General features: G+C 58.4%; 11 protein-coding genes, 4 tRNA genes and 2 pseudogenes. 15 read left to right on the plus strand and 2 right to left on the minus strand.

Features of this window, described 5'->3' with window-relative positions:
- The 12 genes and pseudogenes from B3F77_RS11450 to B3F77_RS11505 all read left to right on the plus strand — a co-directional run.
- Positions 1-561, plus strand: a 561-nt coding sequence (locus tag B3F77_RS11450; RefSeq protein WP_414703002.1) for an efflux RND transporter periplasmic adaptor subunit, incomplete at its 5' end; no start/stop codon positions are given.
- A 135-nt stretch (positions 562-696) separates the two neighbouring features.
- Positions 697-798, plus strand: a pseudogene (locus tag B3F77_RS20985) (hypothetical protein); the annotation flags it as partial.
- Between the two features lie 61 nt (positions 799-859).
- Positions 860-1315, plus strand: a pseudogene (locus B3F77_RS11460) (efflux RND transporter permease subunit); the annotation flags it as partial.
- Between the two features lie 118 nt (positions 1316-1433).
- Positions 1434-1520 (plus strand) — tRNA-Leu (locus B3F77_RS11465).
- 118 nt (positions 1521-1638) lie between these two features.
- Positions 1639-2949: a trigger factor gene (gene tig, locus B3F77_RS11470; protein WP_293605079.1), complete on the plus strand. Its 1311-nt coding sequence runs from the start codon at positions 1639-1641 to the stop codon at positions 2947-2949.
- Between the two features lie 92 nt (positions 2950-3041).
- Positions 3042-3698: an ATP-dependent Clp endopeptidase proteolytic subunit ClpP gene (gene clpP, locus B3F77_RS11475; protein WP_293605080.1), complete on the plus strand. Its 657-nt coding sequence runs from the start codon at positions 3042-3044 to the stop codon at positions 3696-3698.
- A gap of 126 nt (positions 3699-3824) precedes the next feature.
- A complete protein-coding gene (gene clpX / locus B3F77_RS11480; protein WP_293605081.1) occupies positions 3825-5090 on the plus strand; it encodes an ATP-dependent Clp protease ATP-binding subunit ClpX in 1266 nt (421 codons plus the stop codon).
- A gap of 118 nt (positions 5091-5208) precedes the next feature.
- On the plus strand, positions 5209-7656 hold the full coding sequence (gene lon, locus B3F77_RS11485; RefSeq protein WP_293605082.1) for an endopeptidase La: 2448 nt from the start codon (positions 5209-5211) through the stop codon (positions 7654-7656).
- 63 nt (positions 7657-7719) lie between these two features.
- A tRNA-Gly gene (locus B3F77_RS11490) sits at positions 7720-7795 on the plus strand.
- A gap of 97 nt (positions 7796-7892) precedes the next feature.
- Positions 7893-7966: transfer RNA gene (locus B3F77_RS11495), tRNA-Cys, on the plus strand.
- A gap of 65 nt (positions 7967-8031) precedes the next feature.
- Positions 8032-8124, plus strand: a tRNA-Leu gene (locus B3F77_RS11500).
- A 59-nt stretch (positions 8125-8183) separates the two neighbouring features.
- Positions 8184-8819, plus strand: a complete 636-nt coding sequence (locus tag B3F77_RS11505) for a DUF6806 family protein (RefSeq protein ID WP_293605083.1) — start codon at positions 8184-8186, stop codon at positions 8817-8819.
- Here the strand turns inward: B3F77_RS11505 and B3F77_RS11510 are convergent.
- On the minus strand, positions 8816-9499 hold the full coding sequence (locus tag B3F77_RS11510) for a TetR family transcriptional regulator (RefSeq protein ID WP_293605084.1): 684 nt from the start codon (positions 9497-9499) through the stop codon (positions 8816-8818). The two genes, B3F77_RS11505 and B3F77_RS11510, sit on opposite strands and share 4 nt — an antisense overlap.
- A 174-nt stretch (positions 9500-9673) precedes the next feature.
- On the opposite strand from B3F77_RS11510, the gene B3F77_RS11515 reads away from it, so the two are divergent.
- Genes B3F77_RS11515 through B3F77_RS11525 form a run of 3 tightly spaced genes read left to right on the plus strand, consistent with a single transcriptional unit; the run spans position 9674 to position 15563 of the window.
- Positions 9674-10912 (plus strand): efflux RND transporter periplasmic adaptor subunit, encoded by a 1239-nt coding sequence (locus B3F77_RS11515; protein WP_293605085.1) that lies wholly within the window; start codon positions 9674-9676, stop codon positions 10910-10912.
- Positions 10913-10924: 12 nt separating this feature from the next.
- Positions 10925-14104 carry an efflux RND transporter permease subunit gene (locus tag B3F77_RS11520; RefSeq protein WP_293605086.1) on the plus strand — a complete coding sequence of 1060 codons (3180 nt, stop codon included), beginning with the start codon at positions 10925-10927 and terminating at the stop codon, positions 14102-14104.
- Complete coding sequence (locus B3F77_RS11525) at positions 14097-15563, plus strand: efflux transporter outer membrane subunit (protein ID WP_293605087.1); 1467 nt, start codon at positions 14097-14099, stop codon at positions 15561-15563. Before B3F77_RS11520 ends, B3F77_RS11525 begins: the two co-directional genes overlap by 8 nt.
- 61 nt (positions 15564-15624) lie before the next feature.
- On the opposite strand, the gene murI is transcribed toward B3F77_RS11525, so the two are convergent.
- Positions 15625-16446, minus strand: a complete 822-nt coding sequence (gene murI / locus B3F77_RS11530) for a glutamate racemase (RefSeq protein ID WP_293605088.1) — start codon at positions 16444-16446, stop codon at positions 15625-15627.
- Positions 16447-16461 lie beyond the last annotated feature (15 nt).

Consider the following 16461-nt stretch of genomic DNA (forward strand, 5'->3'; position numbering starts at 1 on the left):
ATGGCGGCGGGTACGCCGGTGGTGCGCATTGCGGCAGACGGCGTGCGAGACGTGGTGTTCTCGGTGCCCGAAGACAAGGTGGCCGGCATCAAGGTGGGCGCGCCCGTGAAGATCCGTATCTGGGCGCAAAACACCGAATTGCCTGGCAAGCTGCGCGAGGTGGCTGCGAGCAGCGATCCGGTAACGCGAACCTATCCCGTCAAGACTTCCACCAATGCCCAAGTGCCGCCTGCGCTGGGAACAACCGTTTACGTGGTGCCTGAAGCAGTGGGCGCGGTGGGAACACCGGTCATCAAGCTGCCGACCACGGCCTTGCGACAGGAAGGCAAGACCACGGCGGTGTGGGTGTTCGATAAGGCCAGCATGGCCGTCAAATCGCAGCTGATCCAGATCGCCACGCCGACGGCAACGATGTTGTTGTGGCGTCGGGTTTGCAGCCGGGGATGCTGGTGGTCAGCGCGGGCGTGCATGTACTGGCAGCCGGACAGAATGTCAGTATTTATAAGCAAAAAGGGGCTGAAACCGTCACCAGAACTGCACAAACAGCTCCTTATTTCGTAGCAACTCCTGCGGCGGCTGTGACTGCCCCTGCTTCTGGCGCGAAGTGAGGCCAGCATGACGCAAGCCTCCAAGTTCAATCTGTCCAGATGGGCGATGGACCATCCGGCGCTGACCCGCTACCTGCTGGTGGTACTGATGGTACTGGGCTTTGCGGCCTACTTCCAGCTCCGGCAGGACGAAGATCCGCCGTTTACCTTCCGGGCCATGGCGGTGCGCACCTACTGGACGGGCGCCACGGCGCAGCAGGTCGCCGAGCCGGTGACCGACAAGCTGGAGCGCACGCTGCAGAAAGTGTCCGCTGCTGATGCTGCAGTTGCAAAGTTTCAGCCGCGCCATGCTGGTATTTCTGACCGGGCCGCTCGGTATTGCCGGTGTGGCCGGCGCCCTGATTTTGTTGGGCCGACCCTTCGGATTTGTGGCTTTGCTGGGCGTTATCGCGCTGATGGGCATGATCCAGCGCAACTCCGTGATCCTGATTGACCAGATCGAGCAGGACCGTGCCCGGGGTGTGCCCGCCTGGGATGCGATTGTCGAGTCAGCCGTGCGCCGGTTGCGACCCATCGTGCTGACAGCCGCCGCCGCCGTGCTGGCCATGATTCCGCTGTCGCGCAGCGTGTTCTGGGGACCGATGGCGGTGGCCACAATGGGTGGGCTTGTCGTGGCGACCGTGCTGACCCTGCTGGCACTGCCGGCCATGTATGCTGCATGGTTTCGCGTAAAGCGCGAAGTGGGCGACCCACCGGCAACTGCATGAATCCGCTCAATGGAAGTTCGGCCGAGGAAAATCGTGGCCGATACAGGCTAAAATGAAAAGTTGACCGATTTCAAGCGGGAATTCAAAGTTTTTTCGGATTTCCGTTGTTATTTCAGGCGCGCGGGTGGCGAAATTGGTAGACGCACCAGGTTTAGGTCCTGACGCCAGTAATGGTGTGGGGGTTCGAGTCCCCCCCCGCGCACCAACCCTGAGTCTCTGTGGGCGGCAAGTGTCGCTCTCAAGCCATCAGGGGTTGCTGCATCGCCGCAGCATGTCAGGTGCAAGCCCTGTTTTGAATATTTTTTTGATTTTAGGAAACCATCATGGCCGTGACTGTTGAAACTCTTGAAAAGCTTGAGCGCAAAATGACGCTGACGCTGCCCCTCAATGCCATCCAGTCGGAAGTAGATACCCGTCTGAAGCGTCTGGCCCGCACGGTAAAAATGGACGGGTTCCGTCCCGGTAAAGTCCCCATGAGTGTGGTCGCTCAGCGTTATGGCTACTCGGTGCACTACGAAGTCATGAACGACAAGGTGGGGGAAGCGTTTGCCGCTGCAGCCAACGAAGCCAAATTGCGCGTTGCCGGCCAGCCCAGCATCAGCGAAAAAGAAGGTGCGCCAGAGGGCGAGCTGGTTTTTGATGCTGTTTTTGAGGTCTATCCTGAAGTCAAGATCGCCGATCTCGCGGGTGCTGAAGTTGAAAAGGTCAGTGCCGAAGTCAGCGATGCGGCCATCGACAAGACGGTGGATATCCTGCGCAAGCAGCGCCGCACCTTCGCTCAGCGCGCAGCTGATGCGCCCGCGCAGGACGGTGACCGCGCCACCATTGATTTTGAAGGCAAGATCGACGGTGAAACTTTTACCGGCGGAAAAGCCGAGGGTTTCCAGTTTCTGATCGGCGAAGGCCAGATGCTCAAGGAATTTGAAGATGCCGTGCGCGGCATGAAAAGCGGTGAAAGCAAGACATTCCCGCTGAATTTTCCCGCTGACTACCACGGCAAGGACGTGGCCGGCAAACAGGCGGATTTCCTGGTGACCGTGAAGAAAATCGAAGCAGCGCACTTGCCCGAAGTCAATGAGGCGCTGGCCAAGTCGCTGGGCATTGCTGATGAGACGGTGGAAGGCCTGCGTGCCGACATCAAGAAAAACCTGGAGCGCGAAGTTAAATCTCGCTTGTTGGCCCGCAACAAAAACGCCGTGATGGATGCGTTGGTTGCCAACGCCGAACTCGAGTTGCCGAAATCCAGCGTGCAGGCCGAGGTGGACCGCATGATTGAAGGCGCCCGCGCCGACCTGAAGCAGCGTGGCGTCAAGGACGCCGACAAAGCGCCAATTCCTGACGACCTGTTCCGCCCGCAGGCTGAAAAGCGTGTGCGTCTGGGTCTGGTTGTGGCCGAACTGGTGCGCGGCAATGACCTGCAAGTCAAACCTGAGCAACTGAAGGCCCACATTGAAGAACTGGCTGCCAGCTACGAAAAACCGCAAGAGGTGGTCCGCTGGTACCTGAGTGACAATCGCCGCATGGCCGAAGTGGAAGCGGTTGTCATTGAGAACAACGTGACCGAGTTTGTCCTGAATAAGGCCAAGGTCACGGACAAAGCCATTTCTTTCGACGACCTCATGGGCCAGAACTAACAGGGCGTAGCTTCTCCTGACGCTGGGGCTTGCGCTTTGCGGTGCAGGCCCCAATTCATTTTAGGTACAGTACAAACATCTTTGGAGAAAACATGATGGTCCGAAACAGTATTTATGGGGGTGCCTACGGCAACCCGCAAGGCAGCGCACAGGATACGCAAGGCTTGGGCATGGTGCCCATGGTGATCGAACAATCCGGCCGGGGCGAGCGCTCTTACGACATTTATTCGCGCTTGCTGAAAGAGCGCGTCATTTTTCTGGTCGGCCCGGTCAATGACCAAACGGCCAATTTGGTGGTGGCCCAGTTGCTGTTCCTGGAAAGCGAAAATCCTGACAAGGATATTTCCTTCTACATCAACTCTCCTGGTGGCTCTGTGACGGCTGGCATGGCGATTTACGACACCATGCAGTTCATCAAGCCGGATGTGTCCACCCTCTGCGTGGGCATGGCGGCCAGCATGGGTGCATTTTTGTTGTCGGCAGGCGCCAAAGGCAAGCGCTTTACGCTGCCCAATTCACGCGTGATGATTCATCAGCCTTCGGGTGGTGCACAAGGGCAGGCGTCGGACATTGAAATTCACGCCCGTGACATTCTGAAAACGCGTGACCAACTCAATCGCATCCTGGCAGCCAATACCGGCCAGACGATAGAAAAAATTGAACGCGACACCGAACGTGACTATTTCATGTTTGCCGATGACGCCAAGGACTACGGTCTGGTGGATCAGGTCATCTCCAAGCGCGCCTGATTAAAAGAGCAAATAGCTCAAAGTTGCACTGCAACAACGGCGTTTTTTGTAACAGAAACGCCGTTTTTTTATTGGTTATCATTAGTTAATAATTTCCCACGGCACCTCTTAAAGGCATCCCCACCCATGGCCGAAAAAAAAGGCTCCTCCAGTGAAAAGACTTTGTACTGCTCCTTCTGTGGCAAGAGTCAGCACGAAGTTAAAAAGCTGATCGCTGGCCCATCGGTCTTTATCTGCGATGAGTGCATAGATCTTTGTAACGAAATCATCCGCGACGAATTGCCCGCTGGCGCAGAGGTCCGCGATACGCGTAGTGACTTGCCTACACCGGCTGAAATCAAGGCGACGCTGGACGGCTATGTGATTGGCCAGGAACCAGCAAAGCGCACGCTGGCCGTCGCCGTGTACAACCATTACAAGCGCTTGCGCCACAAGGTAAATGCCAAAAAAGATGATGTGGAGTTGACCAAAAGCAATATTTTGCTGATTGGCCCCACCGGTTCAGGCAAGACCTTGCTGGCTCAAACGCTGGCTCGCACACTCAACGTGCCTTTTGTCATGGCTGATGCCACCACCTTGACAGAAGCCGGTTATGTGGGTGAAGACGTTGAAAATATCATCCAGAAATTGCTGCAAAGCTGCAACTACGAAGTAGAACGTGCCCAGCAAGGGATTGTGTACATCGACGAGATCGACAAGATTTCCCGTAAATCTGACAACCCTTCCATCACCCGTGACGTGTCGGGCGAAGGGGTGCAGCAGGCGCTGCTCAAGCTGATTGAAGGCACGATGGCATCGGTGCCCCCGCAAGGCGGTCGCAAGCACCCGAACCAGGATTTCCTGCAGGTCGACACCACCAATATTCTCTTCATCTGCGGCGGAGCTTTCTCCGGGTTGGAAAAAGTCATAGAGAACCGCACCGAGGCTTCTGGCATTGGTTTTGGCGCTACCGTCAAAAGTAAGAAAGCGCGCACCCTGACGGATGCGTTCAAGGAAGTCGAACCTGAAGACCTGATCAAGTTCGGCCTGATCCCCGAGTTGGTGGGCCGCATGCCCGTGGTCGCCACATTGGCCGAACTCAGTGAAGATGCACTCGTGCAAATTCTGACTGAACCGAAAAATGCCGTGGTCAAGCAGTTCAGCAAACTGCTCTCCATGGAGGGCGTGGATCTGGAGATTCGGCCTTCTGCACTGAAAGCTATCGCCCGCAAGGCCTTGGCCCGTAAAACGGGTGCACGCGGCTTGCGCTCCATTCTGGAGCAATCGCTGATTGACACCATGTTTGACTTGCCCAATGCCAGCAATGTAAGCAAAGTGGTTGTGGATGAGTCCACCATTGAGGAAAACAAGGCACCATTGTTGGTGTATCGCGAAACTGCAAAGAAAGCCTGAACGACAGAAAGGTCTGGGCGGGGATGCTTGAAAAAGCGGCTCCTGCGCCCCATGTCTGGGTTGACTGTGCTCCGCCTGACCAGGAAGCTGGTCTTCGCGTCTTACGTTTAAGGTTTATATGTCCGGACAAACTTCCCTGCCTTCCACCCTCATCGATTTACCCCTGTTGCCTTTACGGGATGTGGTGGTCTTTCCGCACATGGTGATTCCGCTGTTCGTGGGTCGTCCCAAGAGCATCAAGGCGCTGGAATCGGCCATGGAGGCTGAGCGCCGCATCATGCTGGTGGCTCAGAAAGCCGCAGCCAAGGACGAGCCCTCCGTTGAGGATATGTTCGAGGTGGGCTGTGTTGCCACGATCCTGCAACTGTTGAAGCTGCCCGACGGTACCGTCAAGGTCCTGGTTGAGGGACAGCAGCGCGCCAGAATCAATAAAATCGAAGAAGGCGAGCAGCACTTTACGGCCAAGGTCATGCCTGTCGAACCCGTAGCGGCTGTCGCTGGCGACAAGGGCAGCGAGATTGAAGCCTTGCGCCGCGCTGTGATGCAGCAGTTTGATCACTACGTCAAACTGAACAAAAAAATACCTCCGGAAATCCTCACGTCGATCTCGAGCATTGACGATGCAGGCCGCTTGGCTGACACGATTGCGGCGCACTTGCCGCTCAAACTCGATGCCAAGCAGGTGATTCTGGATCTCGCCAATGTCAAAGCCCGCCTCGAAAATCTTTATGAGCAGCTTGAGCGTGAGGTGGACATCCTCAATGTCGACAAAAAAATCCGAGGCCGCGTCAAGCGCCAGATGGAAAAGAACCAGCGCGACTTCTACCTGAATGAGCAGGTGAAAGCCATACAGAAAGAACTGGGTGAGGGCGAGGAGGGCGCGGACATTGATGAGATCGAGAAGAGGATCAAGGCGGCCAAGATGCCGCAGGAGGCGCGAAAGAAAGCCGAGAGCGAGCTCAAAAAGCTCAAGCTGATGTCACCCATGTCTGCAGAAGCGACGGTGGTTCGCAGCTACATCGATGTACTGACGGGCTTGCCCTGGAGCAAGAAAACCAAGATCAAGCACGACTTGGGCAATGCCGAAAACGTGCTCAATGAAGACCACTATGGTCTTGAAAAAGTCAAAGACCGCATTGTGGAATACTTGGCGGTGCAACAGCGCGTTGACAAACTCAAGGCCCCCATACTTTGCCTGGTAGGGCCTCCGGGCGTAGGTAAAACCTCTCTGGGGAAGTCGATTGCCAAAGCGACAGGGCGCAAGTACGTGCGTGTGGCTTTGGGAGGCATGCGTGATGAGGCGGAAATTCGCGGCCACCGCCGCACCTACATCGGCGCCTTGCCGGGCAAGGTGCTGCAAAGCCTGGCGAAGGTCGGCACCCGCAACCCGCTTTTTTTGCTCGATGAGATCGACAAGCTGGGCACTGACTTCCGCGGGGATCCTTCAAGCGCCTTGCTTGAGGTGCTCGATCCTGAGCAGAACCACACATTCGTTGATCACTACGTTGAGGTCGATTTTGATCTGAGCGATGTGATGTTTGTGGCGACGTCGAATTCGATGAACATTCCTCCGGCCCTGCTGGACCGCATGGAGGTTATCCGGCTTTCAGGCTATACAGAAGACGAAAAAACCAACATCGCAATGCGTTACCTGTTGCCAAAGCAGTTGGAGAACAATGGTGTCAAGGCGGACGAACTGGAGATCACCGAGCAGGCTGTGCGTGACATCGTGCGTTATTACACGCGTGAAGCCGGCGTGCGCTCGCTGGAGCGGGATCTCTCCAAGATTTGCCGCAAGGTCGTCAAAGGCATCCAGCTCAAGAAAATGATTCCCAAAGTGGTGGTGACGCCGGACAACCTCAACGACTTTCTAGGGGTTCGCCAATTCGATTATGGCCGTGCGGAGCAACAAAATCAGGTGGGTCAGGTGGTCGGTCTGGCATGGACTGAAGTCGGCGGAGATTTGCTGACGATTGAGGCTGCCGTCATGCCAGGCAAAGGTGTGATCACCCGTACCGGCTCGCTCGGCGATGTGATGAAGGAATCCGTCGAGGCCGCTCGCACTGTGGTTCGCAGCCGCGCAAAACGCTTGGGCATCAAGGATGAGATGTTTGAAAAACGGGACATTCACATTCACGTGCCGGATGGCGCCACGCCAAAAGACGGCCCGAGCGCCGGCGCTGCCATGACGACTGCGTTTGTTTCTGCACTGACCGGCATTCCGGTGCGCGGCGACGTGGCCATGACGGGGGAGATTACCCTTCGTGGCGAGGTGACCGCCATTGGTGGCCTGAAGGAGAAATTGCTGGCCGCTTTGCGTGGCGGGATCAAGACGGTGCTCATCCCCGAAGAGAATGCCAAAGACCTGCAAGAGATTCCGGACAATGTGAAGAGCGGTCTGGAGATCGTGCCGGTGAAATGGATAGACCAGGTGCTGCAGGTGGCACTTGAGCGCCAGCCCGTTCCGCTGCCAGATGAAGAGGCTGCAGTAGCCGCACCTGCTGGGGTTGCTGCACCTGCCGGGGCTGTCGTGCCTGCCGAAGCGGTGGGAACCGTGAAGCATTAGTCAAACTTTTTTAGCAGTCTTTGAAAAGCTGGAAAAAGTACGCTATAATTTAAAGCTGTGATCGCGGGAGTAGCTCAGTTGGTAGAGCGCAACCTTGCCAAGGTTGAGGTCGAGAGTTCGAGACTCTTCTCCCGCTCCAATTCAAAGGGCAGCACTTCAAAATGCTGCCCTTTTTTATTAGAGTAATCAGTTGTAGTCGATGGAGCTTACAAGCTTCACCGAAGCAGATAGAACATGGCGCGGTAACAAAGCGGTTATGTACCGGATTGCAAATCCGAGTAGGTCGGTTCGACTCCGGCCCGCGCCTCCATCAATTCCTTGCTGTCAGCCCCAATCAAGGGGCTTTTTTGTTTGACAATACAGTACGACGCTCTGGCCTGAGTGGTGAAATAGGTAGACACAGCGGACTTAAAATCCGCCGCTTCGTGAATAGCGGGCGTACCGGTTCGATTCCGGTCTCAGGCACCACTAGAGTTTCCAACCCCATGCGACGGGCGTCCCCTTGAAAACTGGGTAAGATAAATTCCATGTCCCGCTACAACACACCTTTTGAAATTCACGTTCACGGCGATGTGCCTTTGCGCGCGGACGTTACCTTTGAGCAATTGCAGGAGGCTCTCAAGCCGCTGTGGAAGTATGCGGGCTCAAAATCGCTGGCTGCGGGCGCTGCAAGTGCTTACGAAGAAGAACCCGGCATTCAATTTGATGTTCACAAACATTTGCTGCAGATGTGCTGGACGGTGCCGGGGGACGAAGATTTCCGTCAGGCACTTGATGAAATGTGCATGGGTTTGAATGACTTGGCCGAGATGGGCGCGCCCATTGAAGTGACTTTTTACGATTCGGACTTTGACGATGAGGAAGAGGGCGTGGATGACGAGGAGGCCCGTGATGACTTTGCCATGTACTTTGTCGGTCCTACGCCGGCCGCCATCATGCAGGTTCAGCGGGACTTGCTGGTGCAGGACATGATAAGCCTCATGGAGCGGCATTTCGATGCTTCAGAACTTGGCGAAGTCGTGGCGGCTGTGGACAGCTTGTTTGAGCGGCGCTTTGATTCCTTGGTCAATTCCATGCAGCTCGGCCGGCCACCGCGAGGACCCGGTGGGCCGCAGGGCGGGTCGGGCCACGGCGGTGGCCGTAAGCCCAGGCATCTGCACTAGACCGCTGGGGGTATGCGCTCGGCCTTGATAGTTGGGTCAAGCTCACTGGCAAAACCCATGCCGCGAAGGTAGACATTCATCACACATTGGCCCACTTCCAGTAGGTCAAAGGCTTGCGGGTCGAGCAGCCAGTTTTGTATCAAGCCGTCTATCAGGGCGTGTAAACCCTGCGCAGCCATGGAGGCGGAAATGGGCAGCTTGAGCTTCGTCTGACGGGACGTTGCGTTCATGCCTTGTTCAACAAAGCTTAAAAAGCCATGGCGCACTGCCAGATGGCGAAGGCGAACGGCCTGAAGCTCTTCGACATATTCCACTTTTTGTGTCGCGACCTCAAAGACACGACGGGTCTGCGCATCGCTAACGATCTGCTGGAGCGCGTTGACGGTGGCGCGCCGTATCCGGTAAAGCGCATTGGCATTGGAGGCGCTGGCCCCTGCCGGATCGCGATCTTCATGGTTGAAAGACGCCTCCATGGGCAGCGTGACCCGTTCCATCATGGCGTTGAACAGGTCGGCCTTGTCCTTGAAGTGCCAATAGACGGCACCGCGGGTGGCACCTGCACGCCGGGCAATGTCCTGCAGGCTGGTGCGAGACACGCCTTGCGCCTGAAACAGATGTTCGGCAGCATCCAGCAGCTTGTGGCGGGTTGCCAGAGCTTCTTCTTTGGTTCGACGGGCCAATCGATGTCTCCTGAAAGCAAATTTTTATGAGTACTGCCATACATTCATAAGTGTATGTAAACTATAACATTCGCAAAAACCCTTATTCTTCCCGTCTCCGGCGAAAGTGCTCTGTCTCAATCGCCGATGCCGCACTATTCTTTGCGCTTCCCCCAAAAAAAATCGAGGAACAGCATGCCTACGTCCCGCGTTGTCCATTCTTATTGGCTACCTAAATTTGTGCGTCGTCAGCCGCTTGTGGCCGTCGCCGCGCTTTCATTGCTTCTGGTTGGATGTGGCAAAGGCGGCAATGTCCCGGGCGGCGCGGCGCCGCCTCCCGCGCAGGTCGGTGTGGTGACGGTGACGCAGGGCGACGTCGGCTTGGTGACCGAACTGCCTGGACGGCTCGAAGCTTCGCGCGTCGCCCAAGTCAGGGCGCGTGCCGCCGGCATTTTGCAGAAGCGGCTGTTCCGTGAAGGCAGTGACGTGAAAGCCGGGCAGCCGCTATTCAGCATTGACGCGGCGCCTTATGCAGCCGCCGCCGCCAGCGCAAAAGCAGGCCAGGCGCGCGCGGAAGCCAATCTGGCGCAAGCGAGCGCTCTGGCCGAGCGTTACAAGCCGCTGGTCGAAGCCAATGCGATCAGCAAGCAGGAGTACGCCAACGCCGTGGCGTCGCAAAAGCAGGCAGAAGCCGATGTGGCTGTCGGCAAGGCCAACGTGCAAACGGCCAGCATCAATCTGGGCTATGCCTCGGTGACGGCCCCAATATCGGGCCGCATAGGCCGTGCGCTGGTCACCGAAGGCGCACTGGTCGGGCAGGGCGATGCCACCCAACTTGCGGTGATCCAGCAGATCAACCCCATGTACATCAACTTCACGCAATCCGCATCGGAGGTGATGAAGCTGCGCGCCGCTATGGAGAGCGGCCAGTTCAAGCGCGCCAGCGGCGCTGATGCGGCCAGCGTACGCGTCGTATTCGAAGATGGCACGGAATACCCGCGTCCAGGTCGCTTGCTGTTTTCCGATCTGACCGTTGATGCCACGACTGGGCAGGTGACCTTGCGGGCGGAGGTTTCTAATCCGGGCGGGCAATTACTGCCAGGCCTGTATGTGCGCGTGCGCCTGGAGCAGGCTCAGGCGACCAATGCCATCACCTTGCCCCAGCAGGCCGTGACGCGCACGGCGCAGGGGGACACGGTCATGGTGGTCGGGGCCGACGGGACAGTCACGCCGCGCAGCGTCAAGATCGGTTCAGCCAAAGGCGCGCAATGGGTGGTGCTGGAGGGCCTGAAAACAGGCGAGCAGGTCATGGTCGATGGCTTCCAGAAACTGCGGCCTGGTGCCCCAGTCAAGCCGGTGCCATGGCAGCCACTTGGCACCCAATCCGCCACTGCAAGCCCTGCTGCGCCCGCTGCTTCAGCGGCTGCAAAGTAAGGAGCCCGTCGCATGGCCAAGTTTTTTATTGATCGGCCGATCTTTGCCTGGGTGATTGCCCTGTTCATTCTGGTCGTTGGCAGCGTTGCGATCACGCAGTTGCCAATTGCCCAGTACCCGCCTGTGGCACCGCCTTCCATCGTGGTTTCAGCCAGCTATCCAGGCGCATCCGCCAGCACGCTGGAAGACAGTGTGCTGAGCGTGATTGAGCGCGAAATGAACGGCACTCCCGGCCTGCTGTATATGGAGTCGGTGGCCCAGGCCAATGGCACCGGCAACATCACCCTGAGTTTTCAGCCCGGTACCAATGCCGATCTGGCGCAGGTCGATGTGCAAAACCGGTTGTCGCGCGCGGCACCGCGCTTGCCGCAGGCCGTGACGCAGCAGGGTGTTCGCGTGGATAAATCGAACACCAACTTTCTTCTGTTCACGATTCTGTCTTCAACCAACCCGGCGATCGATCCGGTGGCACTGGGTGACTATGCGTCACGCAACATCATTCCGGAAATCCAGCGCCTGCCCGGTATTGGCCAGGCCCAGTTGTTTGGCACCGAGCGTGCCATGCGCATCTGGATTGACCCGGCCAAGCTTGCAGGGTTTGCGCTGTCTGTCTCTGACGTCACAGCTGCCATCCGGTCGCAGAATGCCCAGATTGCATCCGGCACGATTGGCGACCTTCCCAACGTGGCGGGTCAGGGCATTGCCGCCACCGTGGTCGTAGACGGGCAGCTTTCGAGTGTCGAGCAGTTTGGCAATGTGGTGCTGCGGGCCAACACCAATGGTTCTACTGTGCGCCTGAAAGACGTGGCGCGGATTGAACTGGGCGCTCAGACCTACGCCACGTCGGCGCGTCTCAATGGCAAACCTTCCACCGGCATTGGCGTGCAGCTCACGCCCACCGGCAACGCGCTGGATGCCGCCAAGGCGGTTCGCACCAAGATGGAGGAACTCAAGCGCTACTTCCCTCAAGGTGTCAGTTACACCATTCCCTATGACAGTTCGGGCTTTGTAAGCATCTCGATTCGCCAGGTGGCGGAATCCCTGGTTGAGGCAGTGGTGCTGGTGTTCCTGGTAATGTTCCTGTTCCTGCAGAGCATCCGCTACACCATCATCCCGACGATTGTGGTGCCTGTGGCCTTGCTCGGAACGTTTGCCACGCTGCTGGCGCTGGGCTTTTCCATCAACGTGCTGACCATGTTTGGCATGGTGCTAGTGATTGGTATCGTGGTGGACGATGCGATCGTGGTGGTGGAAAACGTCGAGCGCATCATGAGCGAAGAAGGGTTGCCGCCGCTGGAGGCCACGCGCAAGGCCATGGGTCAGATTTCCGGGGCCATTATCGGCGTGACGGTGGTGCTGATTTCCGTGTTTGTGCCGCTGGCGTTTTTTGCCGGCTCGGTCGGCAATATTTACCGGCAGTTTGCCACGGTCATGGTGGCGTCGATCAGTTTTTCCGCGTTCATGGCGCTGTCGCTCACGCCAGCGCTGTGCGCCACGCTGCTCAAGCCGGTGCAGGCCGGTCACAAGCATGAAAAAACAGGTTTTTTTGGTTGGTTTAACCGCGGCTTTGCGCGTACCGCCAAGAATTACGAAGGGCTGGTGGCGCGCCTGCTGCGCCGCGCCGGGCGCTACCTGATTATTTATGCTGCCATCATTGGCGTGCTGGCGCTGGTTTATACGCGCCTGCCCACTTCCTTCCTGCCGCAGGAAGATCAGGGCAACATGCTGGTCAATATCCAGTTGCCGCCGGGTGCCACTGAGGAACGCACGCGCGCCGTGATTGAACAGGTGGAAGGCTACATGCTCAAGCAGCCCGAAGTGCAGAGCATGGTGGGCGTGTTGGGTTTTAGTTTTTCCGGGCAGGGTCAAAACGCGGCGCTGGCCTTTGTGACGCTCAAGGACTGGTCAGAGCGCAAGGCCAAAGGACAGTCGGCGGACGCTTTGGCAGGGCGCGCCTTCGGTGCGCTATCCGGGATTCGTGATGCGTTCATTTTTCCCCTGAGCCCGCCGCCCATCCGCGAACTCGGTTCTTCCAGCGGCTTTAATTTCCGCCTGCAGGACCGCGCTGGCGCAGGCCATGAGGCTTTGCTGGCCGCGCGCAACCAGTTACTGGGCATGGCGTCCAAAAGCCCATTGCTGACACAGGTGCGACCCGATGGGCTTGAGGACGCACCACAGTTGCAGATCGACATTGACCGTGACAAGGCAAATGCGTTGGGTGTGAGCTTTGACGCCATCAATGCGGCACTGTCAACCGGGCTGGGTTCGAGTTATGTCAACGACTTTCCGAACCAGGGACGCTTGCAGCGCGTGGTGGTGCAGGCCGACGCACCCGCGCGCATGCAGCCCGATGACCTGCTCAAGCTCAATGCCAGCAACAGCCAGGGCCAGTCGGTCCCGCTGTCCGCTTTTGCCACCACGCGTTGGGTCAATGGCACCATGCAGTCGATTCGCTACAACGGCTACCCGGCCATGCGGATCGGCGGCAGCGCTGCGCCGGGTTTTAGCACCGGCGCAGCGATGGCTGAAATGGAAAAACTCGCGGCCCAACTGCCACAGGGTTTTGGCTATGAGTGGACTGGGCTGTCGCGCGAGGAAAAATTGGCGGGCTCGCAGGCTTTCATTTTGTATGGCTTTGCAATTCTGGCGGTATTTTTATCGCTGGCCGCGTTGTATGAAAGCTGGTCGATTCCGCTGGCCGTGATTCTGGTGGTGCCGCTCGGTGTGGTGGGCGTTTTGCTGGCGACCCTGCTGCGCAGCTATTCCAATGACGTGTATTTCCAGGTAGGTCTGATCACCATCATTGGCCTGTCGGCGAAAAACGCCATTTTGATCATCGAGTTTGCAAAAGACCTGCAGGCGCAGGGCAAGGGCGTGATCGAGTCGGCGCTGACTGCTGCGCATTTGCGTTTTCGGCCTATCGTCATGACCTCTATGGCCTTCATGCTCGGCGTGCTGCCGTTGGCGCTGGCGTCTGGCGCAGGTTCAGCGAGCCAGCGGGCCATCGGCACCGGCGTGATCGGCGGCATCATCACGGGCACCTCGCTGGCCGTATTCTTTGTACCTATTTTCTTTGTCATCATTCGCGGCTTTTTCAAGGGCAGCGAGCGACAACGACAGATCTATGCTGAACATGCCAGGGTGGCAGGCATCAAGGAAGATCAAGCCAATGAGGGGGAATCCCATGCGTAAAGCCCGGTTTGCGCCATTCGCGCTGGTGAGCGCTGCGTCACTGCTGGCGGGCTGTTCGATGATTCCGGTCTATGAACGTCCGGCAGTGCCAGTCGCTGCCAGCTATCCGGCCAACCCCGGCGCGGCTGCGGCCGCAGTGGATGATGCCGTGGCACCGCTGGCCGCTGATGTGGCTTGGCAGGACTTTTTTGCCGATGAAAAACTCAGGCACCTGATCGAACTGGCACTGGCCAACAACCGGGATCTGCGTGTGGCGGTGCTCAACATCGAGCAGACCCGCGCGCAGTATCAAATTCGGCGTGCTGATCAGTTCCCCAGCGTGAACGGCGTGCTCAGCGGTTCGCGCACGCCTTCGGGAAACGGTGGCATCACCAGTCTTTACAACGTCGGGCTTGCGGTCACGGCGTATGAGCTGGATTTTTTTGGCCGCGTCAGCAGCCTGAAGGAAGCGGCACTGAGCCAATACCTGGCGACCGGAGAGGCCCGCAAGACCGCGCAAATCAGCCTGATCGCCGCAGTGGCCAATACTTACCTGAGCGTTCTGGCAGACGAAGAGCTGCTGGACCTCACGCGCCAGACCCTGGCGACGCGCGAAGACTCCATGAAACTGAGCAAGCTGCGCTTTGACAATGGCGTGGTTTCCGAGCTCGACTACCGTCAGGCCGAATCGCTGGCTGAAGCGGCGCGGGTGGCTTACGCACAGCAGCAACGCCAGCGCGCGCTGGATGAAAATGCGCTGATCCTGCTGGTGGGCCAGCCCTTGGCTGGTGAATTGCCCACGGCTGCCGGGCAGGCCACGCCGCTTGCGCAAGCCCGACCCATGGCCGATGTGCCCGCCGGTTTGCCTTCTGACCTGCTTACTCATCGGCCCGACATCCGACAGGCCGAACAGCTTTTACTGGCCTCCAATGCCAATATTGGTGCGGCGCGTGCAGCGTTTTTTCCAAGGATTGCGCTGACGGTGGGCGCGGGCAGTGCCAGCAGCCACCTTTCAGGCCTACTGAAAGACGGCTCCTGGGGTTGGACCTTGGCCCCCCAACTGGTGCTGCCGATTTTTGACGCTGGACGCAACCTGGCCGGACTGGATTCGGCCAAAGCCGGGCGTGATATCGCCATTGCGCAGTACGAAAAAGCGATACAGACGGCCTTTCGCGAAGTCGCCGATGCGCTGGCCACCCGGGCCACCTTGGGCGATCAGTTGCGCGCCCAGCAGGCGCAAGCCAATGCCGAGGCAGTCCGTTTCAAGCTGTCTGACCTGCGTTACCAGAACGGCATTGCGAGTACCCTCGATGTGCTGGATGCGCAACGTGCGCTGTTCTCCGCGCAGCAAGCGGTGGTGCAAACCCGCCTGGCCCAGCTTCAAAGCCAGGTCACGCTCTACAAAACGCTGGGTGGCGGCTGGAAGGAGCCAGTGCAGGAGGCGCAGGGCCCGAGAGCGGAAAGTCTGCCCCGGCCTTGAGGTCGTCTATTTTATGAGTCTTTTAAGGCTCTAGCCCAATCAGCACGGGCGCATGCAGCTATTAAATAGATAGCTTTTTGACGGCGGCAGACAGACCCAGCCAGCGGCCGGCTGCCGCCTGCAACGTTTGCGGTTGGCCTGTGGTGAACAGGCTGACCTGTCCTTCGGCCGAAGGCGCGGGGAGGACTTCCGTCGGCACGGTTTGTACCAGCCGCTTCGTCTGGCGGGCGACGGCTATGCCGTTGTCAACGATTTGCACCTCCGGGCCGAGCAAGGCGCGCAGGTGTGCGCTGGCAAACGGGTAGTGCGTGCAACCCAGCACCAGCGTGTCGATCTGGTCTTTTTCAGTGCCAAATAGGCCCATGGCGCCCGTATAACGGGCGCAGAGTGCTATGTTTTTTGTAAAGTCACCAGTTTCGGCGCTGCGCTCTATGGCATCGGCCAGGCCGTCGCAGGGCTGCACGACGAAGGTGGCACGCTCGGCCTGCGAATCCAGCAGTGCCTGGAATTTGGCGCTGGCCAGCGTGCTGCGGGTCGCCATTACGCCGATGCGCCCGGTCTTGCTGAGCGCGACGGCTGGCTTCAGGGCGGGCTCGACACCGATGAGGGGCAACTCGGGATGTTCGGTGCGCAGCAGGTGAATGGTGGCTGCCGTGGCCGTGTTGCAGGCAATCACCAGCGCCTTGACGTTCTGGCTGACCAGGTGGCTCACGATGGCGCGGGAGCGGGCCAGCACATGCGCTTCATCGCGCTCGCCGTAGGGCGCATGGCCGCTGTCGGAGATGTAAATGAAGTGCTCGTGCGGCAGTTCGGCCCGCAGCGCCTGCAGGATGCTCAGGCCGCCGATGCCGCTGTCAAAAACCCCGATGGCCTGGGCCGTCAAGTGCTGCTTGCCCGT

It is taken from the genome of Polaromonas sp. UBA4122, assembly GCA_002381615.1.
GTDB lineage: Bacteria > Pseudomonadota > Gammaproteobacteria > Burkholderiales > Burkholderiaceae_C > Polaromonas.

Excerpts from the sequence above, each read along its gene's own strand:
- tig (WP_293605079.1), top strand. The coding sequence starts at position 1,639 with ATGGCCGTGACTGTTGAAACTCTTGAAAAGCTTGAGCGCAAAATGACG.
- clpP (WP_293605080.1), top strand. The coding sequence starts at position 3,042 with ATGATGGTCCGAAACAGTATTTATGGGGGTGCCTACGGCAACCCGCAA.
- clpX (WP_293605081.1), top strand. The coding sequence starts at position 3,825 with ATGGCCGAAAAAAAAGGCTCCTCCAGTGAAAAGACTTTGTACTGCTCC.
- lon (WP_293605082.1), top strand. The coding sequence starts at position 5,209 with ATGTCCGGACAAACTTCCCTGCCTTCCACCCTCATCGATTTACCCCTG.
- B3F77_RS11505 (WP_293605083.1), top strand. The coding sequence starts at position 8,184 with ATGTCCCGCTACAACACACCTTTTGAAATTCACGTTCACGGCGATGTG.
- B3F77_RS11515 (WP_293605085.1), top strand. The coding sequence starts at position 9,674 with ATGCCTACGTCCCGCGTTGTCCATTCTTATTGGCTACCTAAATTTGTG.
- B3F77_RS11520 (WP_293605086.1), top strand. The coding sequence starts at position 10,925 with ATGGCCAAGTTTTTTATTGATCGGCCGATCTTTGCCTGGGTGATTGCC.
- B3F77_RS11525 (WP_293605087.1), top strand. The coding sequence starts at position 14,097 with ATGCGTAAAGCCCGGTTTGCGCCATTCGCGCTGGTGAGCGCTGCGTCA.